The sequence below is a fragment of the Solilutibacter tolerans genome (assembly GCF_900155935.1).
GTDB lineage: Bacteria > Pseudomonadota > Gammaproteobacteria > Xanthomonadales > Xanthomonadaceae > Solilutibacter > Solilutibacter tolerans.
Map to the genome: position 1 here is coordinate 332478 of NZ_FTLW01000004.1, position 23011 is coordinate 355488.

Sequence of the window (23011 nt, forward strand, 5' to 3'; positions counted from 1 at the left end):
TGACCCCGTGCGACACTGATCTGCCACGACCTTGAGTTGACCATGTTTGGTTGGTTTGAACGCCTGATTGATCCATTTGCACCCGGCGATGGCAAGACGCCGCCCGCTAAGATCATCAGCTTCTATTGGCATTACCTGCGCCAAGTGCGTGGTGTGCTGCTGACTGTCTGTTTCGTCGGTTTTTTTGTCGCGCTGATCGAGGTCAGTCTGTTCGACTATGTCGGTCGCTTGGTCGATTTGGCGACCGAATCCACATCGCCCACTGACTTCTTCCGTGACAACGGTCGCCTGATGTTGTGGATGGCGATCGTGGTGGTTGTGCTGCGTCCCGGGTTCCTGTTGCTGCACGACATGTTGGTGAACCAGGCTTTGTTGCCCTCATTGACTGCGCGAATCCGCTGGCAGCAGCATCGTTATGTAGTCAAGCAGTCGCTCAGTTTCTTCCAAAACGATTACGCGGGTCGTATTGCCAATCGCATCATGCAGACCGGGGCTTCGCTGCGCGAATCCACCGTGCAGATCGTCGATGCGATCTGGTACGTCAGCATCTATACGCTCACGGCGTTGGTGCTGTTTGCCAAGGCCGACTGGCGGCTCACCATTCCGCTAATCATCTGGTTGGCTGGCTATATCGGCCTGATGACCTACTTCGTACCACGTACCAAACGGCGGTCGTTGGAGGCCTCGCAGGCCAAGTCGAAATTCATGGGTCGGGTGGTGGATGGCTACACCAATATCGCCACGCTCAAACTATTCCCGCACGCGGGACGCGAAGACAATTACGTACGCGAATCACTTGGTGAGAACGTCGACAAGGTGCGGCGAATGACTCGCCTCACTACCACGATGGATTTTACCGTCACCGCGCTCAACGGCCTGCTGATCGCAGGCATGGGCGGCTTGGGCATGTGGTTATGGCATCAGTCGGCGATCACCGTTGGTGCGTTTGCTTTTGCAACGGGCCTTGCAATCCGCATCAGCAATATGTCGGGCTGGATCATGTGGGTGATAAACGGCATCTTCGAGGCGATTGGTACGGTGCAGGACGGTATGGAAACCGTAGCCCAGCCGCAATCCGTGCGCGACATGCCCGATGCCAAACCGCTGGTGGTGACGCGCGGTGACGTGCGCTTCGACGACATCGAATTTCACTACGGCAAGGAAGGCGGGGTGATTTCAGGCTTGAGCCTGGAGATCAGGCCCGGAGAAAAAGTTGGCCTGGTCGGACCTTCCGGTGCGGGCAAGACGACGCTCGTCAACGTGTTATTGCGCATGTACGACCTGGAAGGCGGACGCATCCTGATCGACAACCAGAACATTGCCGATGTCACCCAGGATAGTCTGCGCAGTCAGATCGGTGTGGTGACGCAGGACACAGCACTCTTGCATCGTTCGATTCGCGACAACCTGTTGTACGGACGCCCCGATGCCACGGAAACGGACATCGAAGCGGCGGTGCGCGATGCGCGCGCCGATGCGTTCATCGCCCAGCTGGAAGACGGCGAGGGCAGGCACGGTTATGAAGCGCAGGTGGGCGAGCGCGGCGTCAAGTTGTCAGGTGGCCAGCGCCAGCGCATCGCAATCGCACGGGTACTGTTGAAGGATGCGCCGATTCTTGTGCTGGACGAGGCAACGTCCGCATTGGATTCGGAAGTGGAAGCCGCGATCCAGGACAGCCTGGACCGACTCATGCAGGGCAAGACCGTGATCGCGATCGCTCACCGCCTGTCGACCATTGCGCGGATGGACCGCTTGGTGGTGATGGACAAGGGGCGCATCGTCGAGACGGGCTCGCATGCGGAGCTCATCGCCGCGGACGGTCTCTATGCGCGGCTATGGCGTCGGCAGACTGGCGGTTTCGTGGCAGCGGATGATGCGGCGCTCTCGGATGATGTGCTCGTCGGCTGAATCGCAGGCATCGACCAGGGCGCGGGGCTGGTGTTGGATGATATCGCCCCTATACTGATGGGGTCGGACATATCGACACACCCGGGGGTGCACTGGCTTCGACGGGGGTTGCGAAATCGTTTGGCGCATGCCGAGGGGGTAGCTTTCCTCGCTAATCCAGCTGCAAAACTCATAGTTGCCAACGACGACAACTACGCTCTGGCCGCTTAAGGCCTAGCCCCGAACCCACTCGTGCCTGTGCTCGTGGATGTAGGGTCATCATCACAGGATAGGCCTCGGCGGCGACCCGCCAACCGGGGCTCAAACTTAGCGGGTATGGGTGTCGGTGTGCTTCGCACGTTGTGTTGCCGCCATCCGAGATCAAACAACGGGCTAAGCATGTAGTGCCGGGCATGGAGTGCCTTCGGACGGCGGTTCGATTCCGCCCACCTCCACCAAACTTGAAAGCCGGGATCCTTGTTGATTCCGGCTTTTTTCTTGTGCCGCACTGTCCTTAGGTACAACTTGTCAGGCTCCATTCGCAGGCGTATAAATCGAATTAATGAATGAGTCAGCGTTTGACTTTAATTCAGAAATTCATTGTTCCAAAAATGGAATTAAAGTAATCGTGCGTACATCTTCGGAGAAGATCGGCGGCTGCGGCGTCAACCTGCGGGAGCTGCCCCATGCCTGTGGACTGGCCGCCAGGCTAGGCAAGCTTTCCTTGTTGGGAATGATGGCGGTGGGACTGGTAACTCCCCTCGAGGCGCTTGCCCAATCCTGCCCCCCCAAACACCGTGCCAAGCCCAACCAGCCTGGTGGTGAACGGTAACTTTGCAACTGGTATCGGAAACGCCAATATCATTGGGCACAGTGGGCGCAACAACACAGGTGCCGCCTATTGCTACACGACGGGCTTTTGCTCGCAAACAGCGGGTTGGGCCGACAATACCTACCCTAGGCAAGCCCCAAACGATGATCGGAATATTTTTTCGATTCAATCGGGTAGCAAAGAAGGCTTTCCGGGTGCAGGCGTGACGCTGTCTTTCCCTGGCGACCCAGCCAACAACGTGCCCGCTGCCAATAACTGGCTGTACGCGAATGGCAACACGCTTTATGGCAATGAATATCTCCAGTGGGAACAAGTGGTGAACGGGCTGATACCAGGCCGGACCTACGTGTTCTATGGCTATGTCACCAATGTGCTGAAACGCATTCTTGCAGCAGATGATCCCAGGATTCGGCTAAAGACCGGTGGAACACCAAATCAGGAAGACGGAACCGTTGTGTATGGTCCGGACGACATCACCGAAACCGAAAGTGCGGTTACACGGCCCCTGTCGGGCTGGACGCGCATGGCATATTCCTTCACCGCCGCTAGCGGCCAGACGAGCATTCGCCTGAAAATCACTGATCAGTCCGCGGGTACCGATGGCGACGACTTCGGCTTGGCACAGATTGGCCTTTCCGAGTGCATCACCGTAGTGGACTTGGCTATCAGCAAGACCAATACCCCGGCTCTCGGAGTGCTGGATCAGTCAGATGATGCGGTGGTGTCAGGCATGCCGACGACGTACCAGATCCGCGTCGTGAATACCGGGCCTAACACGGCCATCGGGGCAACGATTACCGACACGCCCAACAACACGACCCTCAATTGCCCTTCGACGGCGGCAGTGGCTTGCACCAACTCCGCAGTGCCTACGGCCTGTCCTGCAGCGCCCATAACCGTCGCCAACCTGCAGGCGGGGCTTACCTTGGGCAGCTTGCCGCCCACCAGTCCCGATAACGCGCTCACGCTCTCTTTCAGCTGCACGGTGTGTTAGTTTTAGTCAGAGCACGGCCGGTGGTGGCCAAAGACTTGTCGCGTTTGATGTCGAGCGGCGATAGGGTCGATGGGGTCGCAGCGCCTGAAAAGACGTCAGAGTTGCGCTCAACCGTACTTGTTATGCCGGCGCATGACCTGCTGCTTTTCACGGTTCCAGTCGCGGTCACGATCTGAGGCACGTTTGTCGTGGGCCTGCTTGCCCTTGGCCAGTGCGACTTCCAACTTGATCTTGTTGCCTTTCCAGTACATCGCGGTGGGGATGACGGTGTAGCCATCGCGCTCGACATGGCCAATCAGTGTGTCGATCTCGCGGCGATGCAGTAGCAGCTTGCGATTGCGGCGATCATCGGCCACCACATGCGTCGATGCTTGGATCAGCGGCGTGATGCGCGCGCCGAACAGGAAGATTTCGCCATTCTTGATCATCGCGTAGCTTTCGCCGATGTTGGCGCGACCGGCGCGGATGGCTTTCAGCTCCCAGCCTTGCAGCGACAGACCGGCCTCGTAACGCGTTTCGAGGTGGTACTCGTGCTTGGCGCGCTTGTTCAGCGCGATGGTGGGATTCTTTGCCGTATCCTTTCCGGTCTTGTTTTTCGAGGCTTTGCTCATGTGGGCATTGTCGCTGATGAAGTTGGAATTTGCAGTGAGGAAACGCGGTGGCGAACCGAATTGAACGCAGTGCATTGGTGATGCAGCCGGCCGAGGCGATGTACGCCCTGGTCGCTGATGTCGAGGCCTACCCGCGACGTTTTGTTTGGTGCACGGGTGCCGATGTGCTGGAGCAGGGCGAAAACACCATGAAGGCCCGTCTGGACCTGCAGCTAGCCGGCTTCAAGACCTGGTTCGTGACCAACAACACCTTGGAGCCAGGACGCACCATGGACATGCAGCTGGCCGATGGCCCGTTCAAGCGATTGCACGGCCGCTGGGAGTTCAAACCGCTGTCGGAGACGGCGAGCAAGGTGTCGCTGCTGCTGGAGTTCGAGCCGACATCCACCTTGCTGGGGCCGGTGATCAAGCTGGGCCTGCAGAGCCTGGCTGATCGCATGGTGGATGATTTCGTGCGCATCGCGGCGGCGGAAGCTGCGTGATCAAGGTTGAAGTCATCGCGGCCTGGCCGGATCGCAGCGAGACGGTGACACTGAAATTGCCAGAAGGCACTTTGGCCAGCGAGGCTTGTGCCGAATCAGGTTTGACCGAAGGCTATCCGCTGGCCGGGATGGCAGTGTTTGGTCGCAGGGTAGGGGATGATGCTGTCCTGCATGACGGGGATCGCCTCGAGTTGCTACGCGCGCTCACCATCGACCCCAAGGAGGCACGACGTCGTCGTGCCGAAACCGCACAGGCCATCAAGCAAAAAGCCCGCTGACAGCGGGCTTTTTGTCGCAAGAAAGCGGCTGGATCAGCGGCCGTTCTTCTTTTCCTTGCGCAGGTTCGGGCCAAAGTCGCGCAATGAGCGGCGCGCAAGCTCGGTATCCTGGCTGGGGAAGTATTCGCCTTCCCAGCGGGTGACCGCATCGTTTTCGAAATACACGACGAAATTCTTCACTTCCGTCTCGTTGGTGCGGCCACGACGCAGCGTGCTGGTGTAATCCCAACGGTCATGATGGAAGGGGTCTTCGATGGAAGGCGTACCCAGCATGGAGGCGACCTGCTGCTTGCTCATGCCCGCCTGCAGCTGTTCGGCGATGGAGGGCTCGATCAGGTTGCCCTGGTAGATCGGCTGGCGGTAAACGATGCCGCAGCCCGCAGTGGTAGCGGCCAGGGCGAGGATCATCAAGGACTTGCGCATGCGCGGACAGACTTCCGTGGGGTTGGGCCGAGACAGATGAGCGATAATACATGCTTGCCCACTGAGACAGGAGCCGCGGGCCGCCCCAGGGTAGCCCACGTTCAGATCACCCGATGGATAACGACGATCTCCGTAATGCCGGCCTCAAGGTCACCCATCCGCGCGTGCGCATCCTCAATCTGCTGGAGCAGAACAAGGCGCGCCACCTGACGGCCGAAGACATCTACAAACAGCTATTGTCGGAGAACGAGGACATCGGGCTTGCGACGATTTATCGCGTGCTAACCCAGTTCGAGGCGGCAGGCCTGGTGCTCAAGCACCATTTCGAAGGTGGGCAGGCGGTGTATGAACTGGACCGTGGCGAGCACCACGACCACATGGTCGATCTGGACACCGGCAAGATCATCGAGTTTGAAAGCACCGAGATCGAAAAGCTGCAGCGCGACATCGCCGCCAGTCATGGCTACGTGATCGAGGACCACGCGCTGGTCCTGTACGTGCGCAAGAAGCGCTAAGAGTTAGTCCGTATCGCCCAGCAGACTGCGGGCGGCGGCGCGTGCAGCATCGCCGATGTTCGCGCCGCCAAGGAGCCGCGCCAGTTCTTCGATGCGGCCATCTTCATCCAGATGCTCGACCGCGCTCATGGTCACGCCTTCGTCGCTGGCCTTGCGCACACGCCAGTGCGCATGGCCTTGGGCCGCGACCTGCGGCAAGTGGGTCACACACATCACCTGACAACGGCTGCCGAGTGCGCGCAGCTTTCGACCCACGACGTCGGCCACTGCGCCGCTGATGCCCGTATCCACTTCATCGAACACCATGGTCGGCACGGTGTCGATGCCGAGCGCAGCAACTTCTATCGCCAGCGAGATCCGTGACAGTTCACCGCCCGAAGCCACTTTGCGAAGCGGGCGGGGTGGTTGCCCGGGGTTGGCTGCAATCAGGAATTCGACACGCTCCGCGCCATGCGGATTCGGGGCGATGTCGGGCTCAGATTCCAGCGCGATGCGGAAATCCGCCTTGCCCATGCCCAGCTCGCGAATCAGGGCGACGGTGGCATCAGCGAGTTGTTTGCCGGCCTTTTGGCGTGCCTTGGTCAGCTTGGCGGCGGCTGTTTGCCACGCGATGTTGGCGGCGGATATCTCCGCCTCCAGATCAGCGACGCGGGTGCTCGCGTTCTCAAGCAAGGCCAGCTCTTCACCCACGCGCTGTTTCAGCTCGGCAAGCCCCTCTACGCCGACACGGTGCTTGCGGGCGAGGGCATGTAGACGCTGCAGACGTTGTTCAAGCGACTGCAAATGATCCGGGTCGATGTCGAGATCATCACTCAGCCGCGACAAGGTGTCGGCCGCTTCGTCCAGCGAAATGGCCGCGGATTCCAGCATCGAAGCAACATCCTTCAGCCGCGGCTCGTGGTCTACGACGCGGGCGATGGATTCGCGGGCGCGCTGCACCAGCGTCAGTGCATTGCCTTCGTCGGATTCGGCCAGCCACTCGCGGGCTTCGGCCTGAGCTGCGGTGAGCTCGGCGGCGTGGGCATGGCGGCGATGGTCGGCATCAAGGCTGGCGATGCTGTCAGCATCCAACGTTTCGGCATCGAGTTCTTGCAGTTGGTGGCGGAGGAGTTCGATGCGGTCGCTGACATCACCGCGCCGATTCAATTCGTCCAGCGCATCGCGGGCGATTTGCCAGCGACGCGCTGCCGCCGCAACATCGCCCAACAGTGCGCCATGGCGACCGAAATCATCCAGCAGGCTGCGTTGTGCCGTGCGCGAGAGCAGGGCCTGCTGTGCGTGCTGACCGTGGATTTCCACCAACAAGCCTGAGAGTTCGGTCAGCTGGGAGGCAGTCGCAAGACGACCGTTGATCCACGCTTTGGAGCCACCATCGGCACGCAATACCCGACGCAGTTGGCACTCTTCACCTTCGTCCATCTCCTGATCGGCAAGCCAGGCGCGGGCGGCGGGCGCATCGGCGAGGGCAAATTCAGCGGCCAGTTCCGCACGGTCCGCGCCATGACGGACCACGCCGGCATCGGCGCGTTGGCCGCACAAGAAGCCAAGCGCATCGACCAAGAGCGATTTGCCTGCGCCGGTTTCACCGGATACGACGGTCATGCCGTGCCCGAATTCAAGCTCGGCGGCGCGGACAACGGCGAAATCGGTGATGGCAAGACGGGTCAACATTGCGCATAGCTTAATGCGTCCCATCGCAAGGATTGAGATGCCGTCGGGTGCTTGCGTGCGTTGGCTTGAGGCACCATATCCAGGACATGACTGATGTGCCTGCCCTCGATGCCCGCTCGCGCCAATTGCTGCGCACGCTGATCTCGCGCCATATCCACGATGGTGCGCCGGTCGGCTCGCAGACGCTGGTGGAGCACTCGGGGCTGAAAGTCAGCCCGGCCACGGTGCGCAATATCCTGGCGGATCTGGAGGATCTGGGCCTGCTGGCGTCGCCGCACACCTCGGCCGGGCGCGTCCCCACGACCCAAGGTTACCGAGTCTTCGTGGATAGCCTGCTGCAATGTCGGCCCTTGCCACAAAACGAGATGCAGAAACTCCGCAGCGAGTTGGCGGGCACTGACACCCGGCAATTGCTCGGGAGCGCGTCGGAGTTGCTCTCGGCGATGAGTCATTTCGTCGGCGTGGTGGCCGCGCCCAAGCCGGAGAGTCTGGTGTTCCGCTACATCGACTTTGTTCCGCTGGATGCCCAACGCGTCTTGGCGATCTTGGTATTGCGCGATGGCAGCGTACAGAACCGCGTATTGGAGCTGCGACGGGCGTTCGATCCCTCGTCGCTTGAGCAAGTCGCCAACTACCTCAATGCGAATTTCGCCGGCCTGCCGCTGGCGCAGATTCGTCGCCAATTGGTGGCGGAACTTCGCGCCGCCCGTGACGAAATGCAGTCGCTGCTGACCGAGGCGGTGGAGTTGGCCGAACATGCCTTGACGCCGGATGAGGCGAACGATGCCTTGTTGGTCGCCGGTCAGACCCGCTTGATGGGCGTGCAGGCGATCAGTGATGTGGAACGCTTGCGTGAGCTCTTTGAGGCCTTCGCCCACAAGCGCGACATACTGCAGGTGCTTGAGCGCACCTTGCATGCGCAAGGGGTCAAGATCTTCATTGGCGAAGAGACCGGTCTGGCCCCGCTGGAGGACGTGACCCTGGTGACGGCACCTTATGGTCGTGACGGTGAGGTGCTGGGTGTCCTGGGCGTCATCGGCCCGACCCGGATGGCCTATGAGCGGGTCATTCCGGTCGTACAGGCGACGGCATCGGCCTTGAGTGATGCAATCACGGGGCGTTGAGACTTGAAAGCCCATGCTGGCGGCCTTACGTCCGCTGTGTCGCCTTAAAAGATCACGAACGATGACCACCGAATCCGACTTCGACCCCAACTCCCAAACGCCACTTGATGCCGATATCGACGAAGTCGAGGCATTGCGCGGCGAGATTGAACAGCTCAAGGCGCAATCGCTGATCGAGCGCGCCGACCTCGACAACCAGCGCAAGCGGCTGGCCCGCGACATCGACCTGGCCCGCAAGTTCGCCAACGAGAAGTTGCTGGCGGATCTCTTGCCGGTGTTCGATTCGATGGAAGCCGGACTGGCTGCCGCCGCCACGGATGACCCGCTGCGCGCGGGGCTGGAGCTCACCCTCAAGCAATTGCACGCCGTGGCCGAAAAGAACGGCCTGGTTGAAGTCGCGCCTGCGCCAGGCGAGGCCTTCAACCCCGAGCACCACAACGCCGTCAGTCAGGTCGCGGAGGATGGCTTCCCGTCTGGATCGGTGGTGCAGACCTTCCAGAAGGGCTATCTGCTGAACGATCGCCTGCTGCGCCCCGCGATGGTGGTCGTCGCGCCCTGATCGGTGCGATTGATCCCTTGAATCGCGCCGCGTCATCCCCAAATAGCTTTCAACGCGGCTTGACCGCCCCAAATCTCCTATTTCAGAGGTAAAAATCATATGGCCAAGATCATCGGCATCGACCTCGGCACCACCAACTCCTGCGTCGCCGTCATGGAAGGCGGCAAGGCCCGCGTCATCGAGAACGCGGAAGGTGACCGGACCACGCCCTCCATCGTTGCCTATACCAAGGACGGCGAAGTACTGGTGGGCGCCTCCGCCAAGCGCCAGGCCGTCACCAATCCCAAGAACACCTTCTTCGCGGTCAAGCGCCTGATCGGCCGCAAGTTCACCGATGCGGAGGTCAAGAAGGACCTCGACCTGGTGCCGTACGCGATCATCGCGCACGACAACGGCGATGCCTGGGTGGAAACCAGCGATGGCAAGAAGCTGTCACCGCAGGAAGTCAGCGCGAAGATCCTCGAGAAGATGAAGAAGACGGCCGAGGCCTTCCTCGGAGAGACCGTCACCGAAGCCGTCATCACCGTGCCGGCCTACTTCAACGACAGCCAGCGTCAAGCCACCAAGGATGCCGGCCGTATCGCAGGTCTGGACGTCAAGCGCATCATCAACGAGCCGACCGCCGCAGCCCTGGCCTATGGCCTCGACAAGGGCGACGGCAAGGACCGCAAGATCGCCGTGTATGACCTCGGCGGCGGCACCTTCGACGTGTCGATTATTGAAATTGCCAATGTCGATGGCGAGAAGCAGTTCGAGGTGCTGGCCACCAACGGCGACACGTTCCTGGGCGGCGAGGACTTCGACAAGCGCGTCATCGATTACTTGGTCGAAGAGTTCCAGAAGACCGACGGCATCGACCTGCGCAAGGATCCGCTGGCCCTGCAGCGCCTGAAGGATGCGGCCGAGCGCGCCAAGATCGAGCTGTCCACCAGCCAGCAGACCGATGTCAACCTGCCTTACGTGACGGCCGATGCGACCGGTCCCAAGCACCTCAACATCAAGCTGACCCGTGCCAAGCTGGAAGCCTTGGTCGATGACTTGATCAAGAAGACCATCGAGCCGTGCCGCGTTGCGCTGAACGATGCCGGCCTCAAGGCCAGCGACATCGGCGAGGTGATCCTGGTCGGTGGCCAGACCCGCATGCCGAAGGTGCAGGCGGCCGTGGCCGAGTTCTTCGGCAAGGAGCCGCGCAAGGACGTGAACCCGGACGAGGCCGTGGCGCTGGGCGCTGCGATCCAGGGCGGCGTGCTGGCCGGCGACGTCAAGGACGTGCTGCTGCTGGATGTGACCCCGCTGAGCCTGGGTATCGAAACCCTGGGCGGTGTGTTCACCAAGATCATCGAGAAGAACACCACCATCCCGACCAAGGCATCGCAGACCTTCAGTACTGCCGATGACAACCAGTCCGCCGTGACCGTACACGTGCTGCAGGGTGAGCGCGAGCAAGCCCAGTACAACAAGTCGCTGGCTCGCTTCGACCTCTCCGGCATCGAGCCGGCGCCGCGCGGCGTGCCGCAGGTCGAGGTCAGCTTCGACATCGACGCCAATGGCATCGTTCACGTGACCGCCAAGGACAAGAAGACCGGCAAGGAGCAGAAGGTCGAGATCAAGGCCGGTTCGGGCCTGTCGGACGACGAGATCGCGCGGATGGTGCAGGACGCCGAGGCGCATCGTGAGGAAGACAAGAAGTTCCAGGAGCTGGTCGGTGCGCGTAACCAGGCTGACGCTCTGATTCACGCCACGCGCTCAGCGATCAAGGACAACGGCGACAAGGTGCCGGGTGACGTGATCGGCAATGCCGAGTCCGCCATCGCCGACCTTGAAACCGCGATGAAGTCCGACGACAAGGGTCAGATCGAGGCCAAGTCGAAGGGGCTGGAGGATGCTGCACAGGCGCTGTTTGCCGCAGCTGCCTCGGCAGGCCAAGCCGGCGGCGATGCCGGCCCTGGTCCGCAGGCTGGCCCTGCCGGCGGCAACGACGATGTGGTCGATGCCGAATTCACCGAGGTCAAGGACGACGACAACAACAAGGCCTGACCCCAAGGCCTCACCCAAGCGACGGGCAGGCCCACACGGTCTGCCCGTTCGCGTGAGCAACACAGGAAGATGCGACACCGATGAGCAAGCGCGACTATTACGAAGTCCTCGGGGTTTCCCGCACGGTCACCGAAGCCGAATTGAAAGTGGCGTATCGCCGCGCGGCCGCCAAGCATCACCCGGACCGCAACCCGGGCAACGTGGCCGAGGCCGAAGTGGCCTTCAAGGAGTGCAAGGAAGCCTACGAAGTCCTCTCGGACGCTTCGAAGCGCCGCGCCTATGACCAGCATGGCCACGCCGCGTTCGAGCACGGCATGGGCGGTGGCGGAGGCGGGCCGGGCTTCCACGATGTCGGTGACATCTTCGGCGACATCTTCGGCAATATTTTTGGTGGCGGCATGGGCGGTGGCCCACAGCGTCCGCGTCGCGGCGCCGACATCGGCTACCGCCTCGATCTGGATCTGGAAGAGGCCGTCGCCGGCACCGAAAAGAAAATCGAACTGCCCACGCTCGCCGAATGCGACGACTGCGCGGGTTCGGGCTCCGAAGACGGCAAATTGGACACGTGCACCCATTGCGGCGGTCGCGGCCAGGTGGTGATGCAACGCGGTCCATTCCGCATGCAGCAGCCGTGCCCGAATTGCATGGGGCGCGGTCAGACCATCGCGCATCCGTGCAAGACCTGTCACGGCAATGGCCGGGTGCAGGAAGACAAGGTGCTGGAGGTCAATATCCCCGCCGGCGTCGATAACGGCGACCGTATTCGTCTGGCAGGCGAGGGCGAAGCCGGTCCCGCGGGCAGCCCGCCTGGCGATCTGTATGTAGAAGTGCGCGTGCGCGAGCACGAGATATTCACCCGCGAAGGCGACGACCTGCATTGCGACGTGCCGATCCGCATCTCGCAGGCGGCGTTGGGCGATATCGTGCGCGTGCCGACCCTCAACGGCGAGGCCGAAATCCGCATCCCCGCGGAAACCCAGAGTGGCAAGGTGTTTCGCCTGAAAGGCAAGGGCGTGAAGTCGGTGCGCAGCCACCGCGAAGGCGATTTGTACTGCACCGCGACGGTGGAAACGCCGATCAACCTGACACCAGAGCAGCGCGAGCTGATGGAAAAGTTCGAGGCGACCTTTGCAGGCGAAGGGGCGCGCAAGCACTCACCGCGCCATAGCACCTTTGTGGATGGCGTTAAGGGTTTCTGGGACCGAATGGTCTCGTGAGCCAATCATGGCGAAGTCGATCAACTCAGGCTTCACCATTCTCTCGCTGGTTCATGCTTGCTGATGGCAAGCAGCCCCGATAGCCTCACCGTATGAACAAGCCATCCGTAAAACTTTTGATCCACGGTGCGCAAGGTCGCATGGGACAAGCTTTACTGCGCCTGTGCGGCGAAGAGCCGGGCTGCGAGGTCGTCGCCGCGGTCTCACGCCGCAACCCGTCTCAACGCGTGGTGGATGGTGTCCCTCAGCTTTCAACCGGCGAAATGAACGGCGCGTCGGCGTTTGATGTTGCGGTAGATTTCAGTCTTCCTGAGGCTTTCGATGCCGTTTTGGCACTGTGCGTTGAACGCAAAGTTGCGCTGGTATCTGGCACTACCGGCCTCTTGGGCGCGCAGCGCGAGGCGATGGAAGCAGCATCGACCACCATTCCCATCTTGTGGGCCAGCAACTTCAGCATCGGCGTTGCGGTACTGCACGATCTGGTGCGGCGTGCGGCGGCTGCACTACCGGGCTGGGACTGCGACATCATCGAAATGCACCACACCCGGAAACTGGATGCGCCTTCGGGCACCGCGCTGACGCTGGGTGCCGCTGCTGAACAAGGTGGCGCGCACCCGAAATACGCCGCGATCCGTGCCGGAGACATCGTCGGCGAGCATCTGGTCCAGTTCACGGGGCAGGGCGAGCGCATCGAATTGGTGCACCGCGCCATGCATCGCGACATTTTCGCGCGCGGCGCACTGCACGCGGCTGCATGGCTGGCGGGCAAGCCGGCTGGGATTTACACCATCGCCGACATGCTGGGCGACAAAATCGGGCTGGATTCGACGCCCCGATCCAGATAGAATTCTCCCTCGCCTGAATCCAATCGCCTCCGGGGTAGCCATCGAGCTCTTCGGCGGTTTTTTGCAACCCCACACAAGGCGAAGCTCGTGACCCAACCAGCCATTCTCGCGCTCGAAGACGGTACCGTCTTCAGGGGCGTTTCCATCGGCGCGCCCGGACTTTCGGTAGGCGAGGTGGTGTTCAACACCGCCATGACCGGCTACCAGGAAGTACTGACGGACCCGTCCTACGCCCGCCAACTGGTCACCCTGACCTATCCTCACATCGGCAACACCGGCATGACCGCGCAGGATGACGAGGCGGCCAAGATCTGGGCTGCCGGCCTGATCGTCCGCGATGTCCCGCGTCGCCCGAGTAGTTGGCGCAACCAGCAATCCTTGCCGGAATGGATGCGCGAACGCGGCATCGTCGGCATTTCAGACATCGATACCCGTGCACTGACCCGCGTGTTGCGCGAGCGCGGTGCCCAGAATGGCGCTGTGATGGCCGGCGACGATATCGATGTCGATGCCGCGATCGAAGCCGCACGCAAATTTCCGGGCCTGAAGGGCATGGACTTGGCCAAAGTAGTCAGCACGGACACGTCTTACGTGTGGAACGAAGGCTCGTTGGATCTCGACGGCAATGCTTTCGCGAATCCCGACAAGAAGTTCAAAGTCGTGGCTTACGACTATGGTGTGAAGACCAACATCCTGCGCCTGTTGGCGGACCGAGGCTGCGAAGTCACCGTTGTACCCGCGCAAACACCAGCCAGCGATGTGCTGGCGCTCAAGCCCGATGGTGTGTTTCTGTCCAACGGTCCTGGTGATCCAGAACCCTGCGATTACGCGATCAATGCGATCCGCGAGCTGCTGGCAAGCAAGCTGCCGGTCTACGGCATCTGCCTGGGCCATCAGCTGTTGGGCTTGGCCGTGGGCGCCAGGACGATGAAGATGCCGAGTGGTCACCATGGTGCCAACCATCCGGTGCAAGACCTCGACACCGGCCGCGTGTTGATCACCTCGCAGAACCACGGCTTCTGCATTGACGAGGCTTCATTGCCTGCGAATGCACGGGTGACGCATCGCTCATTGTTTGATGGCACCAATCAAGGGATCGAATTGATGGATGTGCCTGCGTACAGCTTCCAGGGGCATCCCGAAGCTTCCCCTGGCCCACACGATGTGGCGGGTTTGTTCGACCGATTCATTGCCATGATGGCGAAGTGAGCACAGGGGGGGTCGGAACATGAAACAGATTGCTCTCGTGATGGGTCTCGCATTCGCCGCACTGCTGCCTGTTCATGCACAGGCGCGGGAAGTGCCAGTCGGAGATTTCTTCAAGGACCCGGAATTCACCAGTGTTTCGCTTTCGCCCGGTGGCGAATACATCACGGTTTCCAAGCCCCAGGGAGATCGCACCGTACTGGCCGCGTTCCGCGTTGCCGACATGAAGTTGGTGGGTAAATGGGATTACGGTGCCGGGCGGCATATCGAGCGCGTGGTCTGGGTCAACGACCAGCGCTTTTTCATGTATCTCACATGGAAAACCGGTCGTTTCGATTTCCGCGTCGTCACGCCCGACCTGCACGCGTCGAATGTTGATGGCACTGACCGCATCGAGATTCCCAATGGGGGTTTTTATTCGATCGTAGACACACTGGATGAAGACCCCAACTGGATTCTCGTCCAGCGATCGGTGGATTCGCCCTATCTGTTCCGGATGAACGTCAACAATGCACGCACGGCCACGGTAGCGAGTGCGCCGCTGCGCTTCGGCAGCTTCCTCGTCGACCATGACGGCAGTCTGCGATACGTGGCTGGCGAGGACGAAAAAGGAAACAACATCACCCTGCAACGGGATGGCGATACGTGGACGGAAGTGCATCGTTCGGCGATGGGCGATACCGAGCGTTCTCCGTTGATGTTTGCGCCTGATGGCAAGAACGCCTATTTCCGCGTCAGCGACCATGGCGAGGCGGCTTCCATCCACTTGATCGACCCGGCTACTGGCCAAGGGAAAAAAGTTTCATCGAACGCGAATGTTGATCCCGCGACCTATCTGACAAGTAGCGATGATCGATCGTTGCTGGCAGTTGGTTATGCCGACGGCATGCCGCAATACGACTTCATTGACCGCGAGCATGAGGAAAGCCGTGTCCTTGCTGGCCTGGTCAATGCTTTCCCCGAGCACGCGGTCAGCTTTCGTGGCATGAGCAAAGATGGTCGCTTCATCCTGGTCAATACGTATAGCGACACCGACCCCGGCAGCTACTACCTTTACGACCGTCAGAAGGGTCAGGCCAAGTTCCTGTTGTCAGCGATGCAGTGGATCAAGCCCTCGGAGATGTCCGAGATGCGTCCGATCTCGATCAAGAGCCGCGACGGAGTGCTGCTGCATGGTTACATCACCACTCCGCGCAATAGCGACGGGCGCAATTTGCCGCTGATCCTGCATCCGCACGGCGGTCCTCATGGCCCGCGTGACTTGTGGCGATTCGATCCCGAAGTCCAGTTTCTGGCGAATCGTGGCTACGCCGTGCTGCAGATCAATTTTCGTGGCTCCGGTGGCTACGGCAACAAGTTCGAAAGCATGGGCTATCGGAGTTGGGGCACGACAATGATCGACGACATGACCGATGCCGTTGACTGGGCCGTGCGTGACGGTATTGCCGATGCAAATCGTATTTGTACCTACGGCGCGTCCTACGGTGGATATGCCGCGCTGCAGTCCGTGGTTCGCAACCCCACCAAGTACAAATGCACGGTCGGGTATGTCGGCGTCTACAGCTTGCCGCTGATGAAGACCGACGGAGATATCCCGCAGTCGCCATCTGGCATGAATTACCTCAATCGCGTGTTGCCTCAAAGTGCCTCAGAACAACAAGCGCAATCGGCCGTATACAACGTCGACAAAATCAACATCCCTGTAATGCTGGTTCAAGGTGGCAAGGACGAACGCGTGCCTCCATCACAGTACCGTGCACTGAAGGAAGCGCTGACCAAAGCCGGCAAACCGGTTGAGGTCGACGTACTCGAAGCCAAAGAAGGTCATGGGTTCTATGACCTGGATAACCAGATAAACCTGTACACCAAAATGCAGGCTTTCTTCGACAAGCACATCGGCAAGAACTGATTTACCGAATCGCCGGCAATTGGCAACAAAAATCGGCACATTGAGACTGACATGCCTAAACGCACCGACATAAAAACCATCCTCATCATCGGCGCCGGCCCGATCGTCATCGGTCAGGCCTGCGAATTCGATTACTCCGGCGCACAAGCCTGCAAAGCCCTGCGCGAAGAGGGTTATCGCGTGGTGCTGGTGAACTCCAACCCCGCGACGATCATGACCGACCCGGAAATGGCCGATGCGGTCTACATCGAACCCATCAACTGGAAGTCAGTTGAAAAGATCATCGCCAAGGAGAAGCCCGACGCACTTCTGCCGACGATGGGCGGGCAGACTGCACTCAATTGCGCGCTGGATTTGGCCGACAACGGGGTGCTGGAAGCACACGGCGTCGAGCTGATCGGTGCATCGCGTGATGCAATCCGCATGGCGGAAGATCGCGAATTGTTTCGTGTCGCCATGGATGAAATCGGCTTGGAATGCCCAAAGGCCGAGGTTGCACGCACGTTTGAGCAAGCCGTCGCGACGCAGGCCAAAGTGGGCTATCCGACCATCATTCGCCCGAGCTTCACCTTGGGCGGCACCGGCGGCGGCATCGCCTACAACAAGGAGGAGTTCGAGGAAATCGCTAAGCGCGGCCTGGAGCTCTCGCCGGTGCACGAAATCCTGGTTGAAGAATCGGTGCTGGGCTGGAAGGAATTCGAGATGGAAGTGGTTCGCGATACCGCGGACAACTGCATCATCGTCTGCTCGATCGAGAACCTTGACCCGATGGGTGTGCACACCGGTGATTCGATCACCGTCGCGCCAGCACAAACGCTGACCGACAAGGAATATCAGCGCCTGCGCGATGCCTCCATCGCCGTGCTGCGCAAGATCGGCGTGGATACCGGTGGCTCCAACGTGCAGTTCGGCATCAATGCCGAGACCGGCCGCGTCGTCGTCATCGAAATGAATCCGCGGGTGTCGCGTTCGTCCGCATTGGCATCGAAGGCGACCGGCTTTCCCATCGCAAAAATCGCGGCAAAGTTGGCTGTCGGCTACACGCTGGACGAGCTCAAGAACGACATCACCGGTGGCCTGACCCCGGCATCGTTCGAGCCGTCAATCGATTACGTCGTCACCAAGATCCCGCGCTTTGCTTTCGAGAAATTCCCGGCGGCCGATTCGCGTTTGACTACGCAAATGAAATCAGTCGGCGAGGTAATGGCGATTGGCCGTACCTTCCAGGAGTCGATGCAAAAGGCCTTGCGCGGTTTGGAGACCGGCAAGGTCGGCTTCGATCCGACGGGCCTGGACTGGAATGACGAGGGCGAATTCGCCCAGCTCAAGCGCGAAGTAAAAGAAGCCGGGCCGGAGCGTTTGTTCTACCTAGCCGATGCCTTCCGCGCCGGTTTGTCTGCGGAAGACGTGCACACCTTGTCGCATGTCGACCCTTGGTTCCTGGACCAGATCGAAGACATCATCTCGACTGAAAAGACTATCGCGGATGGCGGGCTTGCTGCGCTCGATGCCGATGCACTGCGCAGCTACAAGCGCATGGGCTTCTCGGACGCGCGCATCGCCCAGCTGGTCGACACCAACGAGGCGGCGATTCGCGCGCTGCGTCGTGGTTTTGGTATTCGCCCTGTGTACAAGCGCGTGGATAGTTGCGCGGCCGAGTTCGCCACCAGCACGGCTTATATGTACTCGACCTACGAGGAAGAGTGCGAAGCGAATCCGACCGATCGGGAAAAGATCATCGTGCTCGGTGGTGGCCCCAATCGCATTGGCCAAGGCATCGAGTTCGACTACTGCTGCGTACATGCCGCGCTGGCACTGCGTGAGGATGGCTATGAAACCATCATGGTCAACTGCAACCCGGAGACGGTGAGCACGGACTACGACACGTCTGATCGCCTGTATTTCGAGCCGCTGACGCTGGAAGACGTGCTCGAGATCATCGAGCTGGAAAAGCCCGCCGGCGTAATTGTGCAGTATGGCGGACAGACGCCACTCAAGCTTGCGCGTGCGCTGGAAGCGAGCGGCGCACCGATCATCGGCACATCACCCGAGTCCATCGACCTGGCCGAAGACCGCGAGCGTTTCCAGAAGCTGGTCGAAGACCTCAAGCTTAACCAGCCGCCGAATCGCACTGCGCGTAGTGCGGAAGAAGCCTTGGTGCTGGCGCGTGAGATCGGCTACCCCTTGGTCGTGCGCCCGAGCTACGTGCTGGGTGGACGTGCGATGGAAGTGGTGCATGCGGATGCCGACCTCGAGCGCTACATGCGAGAAGCGGTCAAGGTGTCGAATGATTCGCCCGTACTGCTGGACCGCTTCCTCGACAACGCGGTGGAAGTCGATATCGATGTCATCGCTGACAAGGACGGCAACGTGTTGATCGGCGGCGTGATGGAACACATCGAGGAAGCGGGCGTGCATTCCGGTGACTCCTCTTGTTCACTGCCGCCGTATTCGCTCTCGCAGAAAGTGCAGGACGAGTTGCGCGTGCAAGTCGTTGCGCTGGCCAAGGCCCTGAATGTGATCGGTCTGATGAACACCCAGTTCGCGGTGCAGATGGATGCCGAGGGCGGCCACACCATCTATTTGCTGGAAGTGAATCCGCGTGCCTCGCGCACGGTGCCTTTCGTGTCCAAGGCGATTGGCCAGCCGCTGGCGAAGATCGCCGCGCGTTGCATGGCAGGCAAGACCTTGGCAGAGCAGGGCGCGACCGAAGAAATCATCCCCGAGTACTACTCGGTCAAGGAAGCGGTGTTCCCGTTTGCCAAATTCCAGGGCGTGGACCCGATTCTTGGCCCGGAGATGCGCTCGACCGGCGAAGTCATGGGCGTGGGCCGCAGCTTCGGCGCCGCGTTCGCGCGTGCGGAAGAAGCTGCCAGCATCCGTGCACCCAAGCCGGGCAAAGCTTTCGTGTCGGTGCGTGATCCTGACAAGAAGCGTCTCCTTCCCGTCGCGCAGGAACTCATCCGTCGTGGTTTCGAGATCGTCGCCACGCATGGCACCGCCAAGTGGCTACAGGACAACAGCATCGAATGTACTGTCGTCAACAAGGTGATCGAGGGCCGACCGCATATCGTTGACCTCATCAAGAACGGCGAGATCACCTATATCGTCAATACCACCGAAGGCAAGCAGGCGATCAGCGACTCGTTCTCGATTCGCCGTGAAGCGTTGCAGCATCGCGTCACCTATTCGACGACGATTGCCGGCGCGAAAGCCCTGTTGCATTCGCTAGACTTCCGCGACAGTGGCCCGGTGTGGTCACTGCAGGAATTGCACAAGGAACTGCAAGCATCATGAATCATCCCCCTATCACCGCGCGTGGCGCGGCCCGCCTCCGCGTCGAGCTGGAGGAATTGAAATCCGTGAAGCGCCCAGCGGTTATTCAGGCGATTTCCGAAGCGCGTGCGCATGGCGACCTTAAGGAAAACGCCGAATACCATGCCGCCCGCGAACAGCAAGGCTTCATCGAAGGGCGCATCAAGCAGCTGGAAGGTGAGCTGTCGCATGCGCAGATCATCGATGTGACCAAGCTCGGCGCCGGTGACAAAGTGGTCTTCGGTGCGACGGTTGATCTCATCGATCTGCAGACGGATCAGGAGATCACCTACCAGATCGTGGGTGACCTGGAGGCCGACATAAAACTGAAGCTCATCGCGATTTCTTCGCCCATCGCACGCGCGCTGATCGGCAAACACGAAGGTGATGAAGTCACGCTGGAAGCTCCGGGCGGCACCAAGGAATACGAAATCACATCAGTTCGTTACGAAGGCTGAGTGAGCGCTACGCCCGTCCAGTTGCTCTTGCCACCGTTGCGGCATTGGCCAAGACCTTTGCCGCAACGCATCGCGCAAGCACTAGGCCGTGCTGATCGCGTTGATGCATTCGGTGATGCTCTTGATGTGCCTGCGTCGGCGGCCTTGTCACGTTTGGGTGAAGGCGATCTGGATATTGACCAGATCCGTGCGTATCGGTGGTTGCGTGCGGAGCCCGCGTGGATACGCCCCGACATCAATGGCGCGCGCTTATACGCGGTTGGCGCGATGCTGCCCATGGATGCGAACGATGTCACATCGTTCGTGCCTGAGCTACAAGCCCTGTTTGATGACGCCAGCTATCAACTGCAAGCCGTGACTCCGCATCGCTGGTACTTGCGTATGCCGCGTGATGTCGTCGTGCCGCGCTTTGCCACGCCAGCGACTGTCTTGGGCGCTGACCCGTTCGACCATATTCCGGAAGGCGAAGGCGCGCGTGACTGGCGTGTGCTGGACAACGAAGTGCAGATCACCTTGCACCAGCATCTGCGCAACCTTGAACGACAACAACGCGGCCTGCCACCGATCAACGCACTGTGGTGGTGGGGCGATTCCGAATTGCCTGACCCCATGCAAGGCCTGATCCCGACGATTCATTCCGATGATCCCTTGCTGCATGGGTTGGCACTCACGGCGAACATGCAACCGACAGCACTGCCGATACATTGGCCTGACCATGCGGAAGGCCTGTACGACCTGCAGGGCGTTGCTCGCGACAACATCTACGAAAGATGGCTGGAGCCTGCGTTGGATAGCATGGAAAAAGGAATGGCGATGCAATGGATCTGCGAAGAAGGGCCGGTCTTTGACATGAGGAATACACAACGCTGGCGACTCTGGCGCGGGTCATTCCAGCTGCCGGACATCATCACGGACATGCAGGAGTGACGGTGCTACGGCCCATCGTCCGCAGGCAGGTCGATGAGGCAACGTTGACGGAAGGTGACTGGCCCGAACACTGGCCACTCGCATTGCGGCGGGTACATCTGGCGCGTGGCAGCAAAGGGGGCAGCGATGCCATGCCCGGCTTGGCCGTGTTGCCGCCACCCACCGGATTGCTCGACCTCGACAAGGCTGTCCCCCTGCTGCGCGAAGGTATCAAGTCGGATGCGCATATCGTCGTCACCGCCGACTTCGATTGCGATGGCGCGACGGCCTGCGCGGTCGCCGTGCGTGGCCTACGCATGTTGGGTGCCAGGAACGTCTCGTATGCGGTGCCCGATCGCATGGTGCATGGCTACGGCCTGACGCCGGGGCTGGTCGATGAGTTGGCCGATATGAACCCCGACATCCTGCTCACCGTCGATCACGGCATCGCGTGCCATGCCGGTATCGCCGCAGCCAAGTTGCGCGGGTGGCAGGTCATCGTCACCGATCACCACCTGCCCGGCGAGACCTTGCCCATCGCTGATGCGATCGTGAATCCGCAACGAGCAGGTGATGCGTTCCCCTCCAAGGCTTTGGCAGGCGTCGGTGTGCTTTTCTATGTGCTGCTTGCTATGCGCGCGGCTGCGCGTGACGCGGGGGAGGAAACAGGTGCCGCCGACCTGACAACATTGCTGGATCTTGTCGCCGTCGGCACCGTTGCCGACATGGTCAAGCTGGATGTCGCAAACCGGGCATTGATTGGTGCAGGCCTGCGGCGTTTGAGAAAAGGGCAGGGATGTGTCGGCTTGAATGCCTTGATCGATGTGTCCGACCGTGACGCCACGCGACTGACAACCGCTGACATCGGTTACGCCATCGCTCCGCGCATCAATGCCGCGGGTCGACTTGAAGACATGCGCCTCGGCATTGAATGCCTGCTTGGCGACGATGCTGAGGTTTGCCGCTTGCAGGCAGAGGCTCTTGACGCCATCAACAAGGAACGTCGGCACATGCAGCAGGCGATGGTCGACCAAGCCATCGCACTCCCGGATGTCATCGACGATGCCATATGCATTCCCTGCGTGTCGGACGAGGACTGGCATCCCGGTGTCGTCGGCCTGGTCGCCTCCAAGCTGAAGGAAAAGTTGCAACGTCCGGTGTTTGCGTTCGCGCCTGCGGGCGAGGATGAGTGGCGCGGCTCAGCGCGCTCCATTCCCGGGTTCCATCTGCGTGATGCCATCGCCTTGGTCGACGCACGGCATCCGGGTTTGATCTCGCGCTTCGGCGGACACGCGATGGCGGCAGGCCTCACTTTGCCGCGCGAATCGCTTTCGGCCTTCATCCAAGCCATCACGACGGTGGGTAGTGAGCAATCCGAGGCGCTGGCCCAGACCGATGCCTTGCAAAGCGATGGAGAGTTGGATGCAGCATCCCTGGATATCGCCCACGCCTGTGCACTGCGCGATGGCGGTGCATGGGGGCAGGGCTATCCCGAGCCATTGTTCGACGGTGTGTTTGCTGTGCGTGATTGGCGCATCGTGGGTGAGCGCCACCTCAAGATGACGCTAGAGCGCGACGGCCATCGCTTCAACGCGATGCAGTTCGATGGCTGGAGCGGTGAGACGCCTGCGACCGAATCGCATGTCGCTTATCGACTCACGCCTGACGATTGGCGAGGGGGCGATGCCGTGCAGTTGATCGTGTTGCAGCGGCAAGCTGCTTGAACATATGCACTTTCGATC

General features: G+C 60.6%; 20 protein-coding genes and 1 other RNA gene. 18 read left to right on the forward strand and 3 right to left on the reverse strand.

Translation table 11 applies throughout. The features are described 5' to 3' along the window. Positions 1-42: 42 nt before the first annotated feature. The 4 genes from BW989_RS09910 to BW989_RS09920 all read left to right on the forward strand — a co-directional run bounded on the left by BW989_RS09910 (position 43) and on the right by BW989_RS09920 (position 3713). Entirely contained in the window at positions 43-1908 is a 1866-nt protein-coding gene (locus BW989_RS09910; protein ID WP_076587810.1) for an ABC transporter ATP-binding protein, read from the forward strand. Positions 1909-1991: 83 nt separating this feature from the next. Then, positions 1992-2345: a transfer-messenger RNA gene (gene ssrA / locus BW989_RS09915) on the forward strand. Between the two features lie 104 nt (positions 2346-2449). Next, complete coding sequence (locus tag BW989_RS12460; RefSeq protein WP_129582890.1) at positions 2450-2719, forward strand: hypothetical protein; 270 nt, start codon at positions 2450-2452, stop codon at positions 2717-2719. Beyond that, positions 2706-3713 (forward strand): carbohydrate kinase family protein, encoded by a 1008-nt coding sequence (locus BW989_RS09920; protein ID WP_165688586.1) that lies wholly within the window; start codon positions 2706-2708, stop codon positions 3711-3713. Before BW989_RS12460 ends, BW989_RS09920 begins: the two co-directional genes overlap by 14 nt. Positions 3714-3820: 107 nt before the next feature. On the opposite strand, the gene smpB is transcribed toward BW989_RS09920, so the two are convergent. Then, positions 3821-4324: an SsrA-binding protein SmpB gene (gene smpB / locus BW989_RS09925; protein WP_076587985.1), complete on the reverse strand. Its 504-nt coding sequence runs from the start codon at positions 4322-4324 to the stop codon at positions 3821-3823. 47 nt (positions 4325-4371) lie between these two features. Here smpB and BW989_RS09930 point away from each other — a divergent pair, with 47 nt between their 5' ends. Both BW989_RS09930 and BW989_RS09935 read left to right on the forward strand, forming a co-directional pair. Continuing rightward, the gene (locus tag BW989_RS09930) at positions 4372-4806 is read left to right on the forward strand and encodes a type II toxin-antitoxin system RatA family toxin (RefSeq protein ID WP_278245868.1); all 435 of its coding nucleotides are present in this window, start codon (positions 4372-4374) and stop codon (positions 4804-4806) included. Continuing rightward, on the forward strand, positions 4806-5084 hold the full coding sequence (locus BW989_RS09935) for an RnfH family protein (RefSeq protein ID WP_076587987.1): 279 nt from the start codon (positions 4806-4808) through the stop codon (positions 5082-5084). The genes BW989_RS09930 and BW989_RS09935 overlap by 1 nt, the downstream gene beginning before the upstream one ends. A gap of 33 nt (positions 5085-5117) precedes the next feature. On the opposite strand, the gene BW989_RS09940 is transcribed toward BW989_RS09935, so the two are convergent. Then, the gene (locus BW989_RS09940) at positions 5118-5507 is read right to left on the reverse strand and encodes an outer membrane protein assembly factor BamE (RefSeq protein WP_076587815.1); all 390 of its coding nucleotides are present in this window, start codon (positions 5505-5507) and stop codon (positions 5118-5120) included. Positions 5508-5620: 113 nt separating this feature from the next. Here BW989_RS09940 and fur point away from each other — a divergent pair, with 113 nt between their 5' ends. Beyond that, on the forward strand, positions 5621-6022 hold the full coding sequence (gene fur, locus BW989_RS09945; protein WP_076587816.1) for a ferric iron uptake transcriptional regulator: 402 nt from the start codon (positions 5621-5623) through the stop codon (positions 6020-6022). A 3-nt stretch (positions 6023-6025) separates the two neighbouring features. Here fur and recN read toward each other — a convergent pair whose 3' ends face one another. Further along, positions 6026-7693: a DNA repair protein RecN gene (recN, locus tag BW989_RS09950; RefSeq protein WP_076587819.1), complete on the reverse strand. Its 1668-nt coding sequence runs from the start codon at positions 7691-7693 to the stop codon at positions 6026-6028. A gap of 86 nt (positions 7694-7779) precedes the next feature. Between recN and hrcA the strand changes: the two genes are divergently transcribed. The 11 genes from hrcA (at position 7780) to recJ (ending at position 22993) form a co-directional block, all read left to right on the forward strand. Next, positions 7780-8817 carry a heat-inducible transcriptional repressor HrcA gene (hrcA, locus tag BW989_RS09955; RefSeq protein WP_076587821.1) on the forward strand — a complete coding sequence of 346 codons (1038 nt, stop codon included), beginning with the start codon at positions 7780-7782 and terminating at the stop codon, positions 8815-8817. A gap of 61 nt (positions 8818-8878) precedes the next feature. Then, entirely contained in the window at positions 8879-9376 is a 498-nt protein-coding gene (grpE, locus tag BW989_RS09960; RefSeq protein ID WP_076587823.1) for a nucleotide exchange factor GrpE, read from the forward strand. A gap of 99 nt (positions 9377-9475) precedes the next feature. Then, positions 9476-11413 (forward strand): molecular chaperone DnaK, encoded by a 1938-nt coding sequence (dnaK, locus tag BW989_RS09965; protein WP_076587825.1) that lies wholly within the window; start codon positions 9476-9478, stop codon positions 11411-11413. Positions 11414-11493: 80 nt separating this feature from the next. Then, positions 11494-12630: a molecular chaperone DnaJ gene (gene dnaJ, locus BW989_RS09970; protein WP_076587826.1), complete on the forward strand. Its 1137-nt coding sequence runs from the start codon at positions 11494-11496 to the stop codon at positions 12628-12630. 92 nt (positions 12631-12722) lie between these two features. After that, entirely contained in the window at positions 12723-13475 is a 753-nt protein-coding gene (gene dapB / locus BW989_RS09975) for a 4-hydroxy-tetrahydrodipicolinate reductase (RefSeq protein WP_076587828.1), read from the forward strand. Between the two features lie 87 nt (positions 13476-13562). Then, complete coding sequence (gene carA / locus BW989_RS09980; protein ID WP_076587829.1) at positions 13563-14684, forward strand: glutamine-hydrolyzing carbamoyl-phosphate synthase small subunit; 1122 nt, start codon at positions 13563-13565, stop codon at positions 14682-14684. 19 nt (positions 14685-14703) lie between these two features. After that, a complete protein-coding gene (locus tag BW989_RS09985; RefSeq protein ID WP_083688469.1) occupies positions 14704-16590 on the forward strand; it encodes an alpha/beta hydrolase family protein in 1887 nt (628 codons plus the stop codon). A 51-nt stretch (positions 16591-16641) separates the two neighbouring features. Beyond that, positions 16642-19887, forward strand: coding sequence for a carbamoyl-phosphate synthase large subunit (gene carB / locus BW989_RS09990; protein ID WP_076587833.1), 3246 nt, complete (start codon positions 16642-16644; stop codon positions 19885-19887). Positions 19888-19898: 11 nt separating this feature from the next. Continuing rightward, a complete protein-coding gene (greA, locus tag BW989_RS09995; RefSeq protein WP_207551646.1) occupies positions 19899-20363 on the forward strand; it encodes a transcription elongation factor GreA in 465 nt (154 codons plus the stop codon). After that, positions 20364-21290, forward strand: coding sequence for a phosphoglycerate mutase (locus BW989_RS10000; protein ID WP_129582892.1), 927 nt, complete (start codon positions 20364-20366; stop codon positions 21288-21290). Next, on the forward strand, positions 21287-22993 hold the full coding sequence (gene recJ / locus BW989_RS10005) for a single-stranded-DNA-specific exonuclease RecJ (protein ID WP_076587836.1): 1707 nt from the start codon (positions 21287-21289) through the stop codon (positions 22991-22993). Before BW989_RS10000 ends, recJ begins: the two co-directional genes overlap by 4 nt. Positions 22994-23011: the final 18 nt, after the last annotated feature.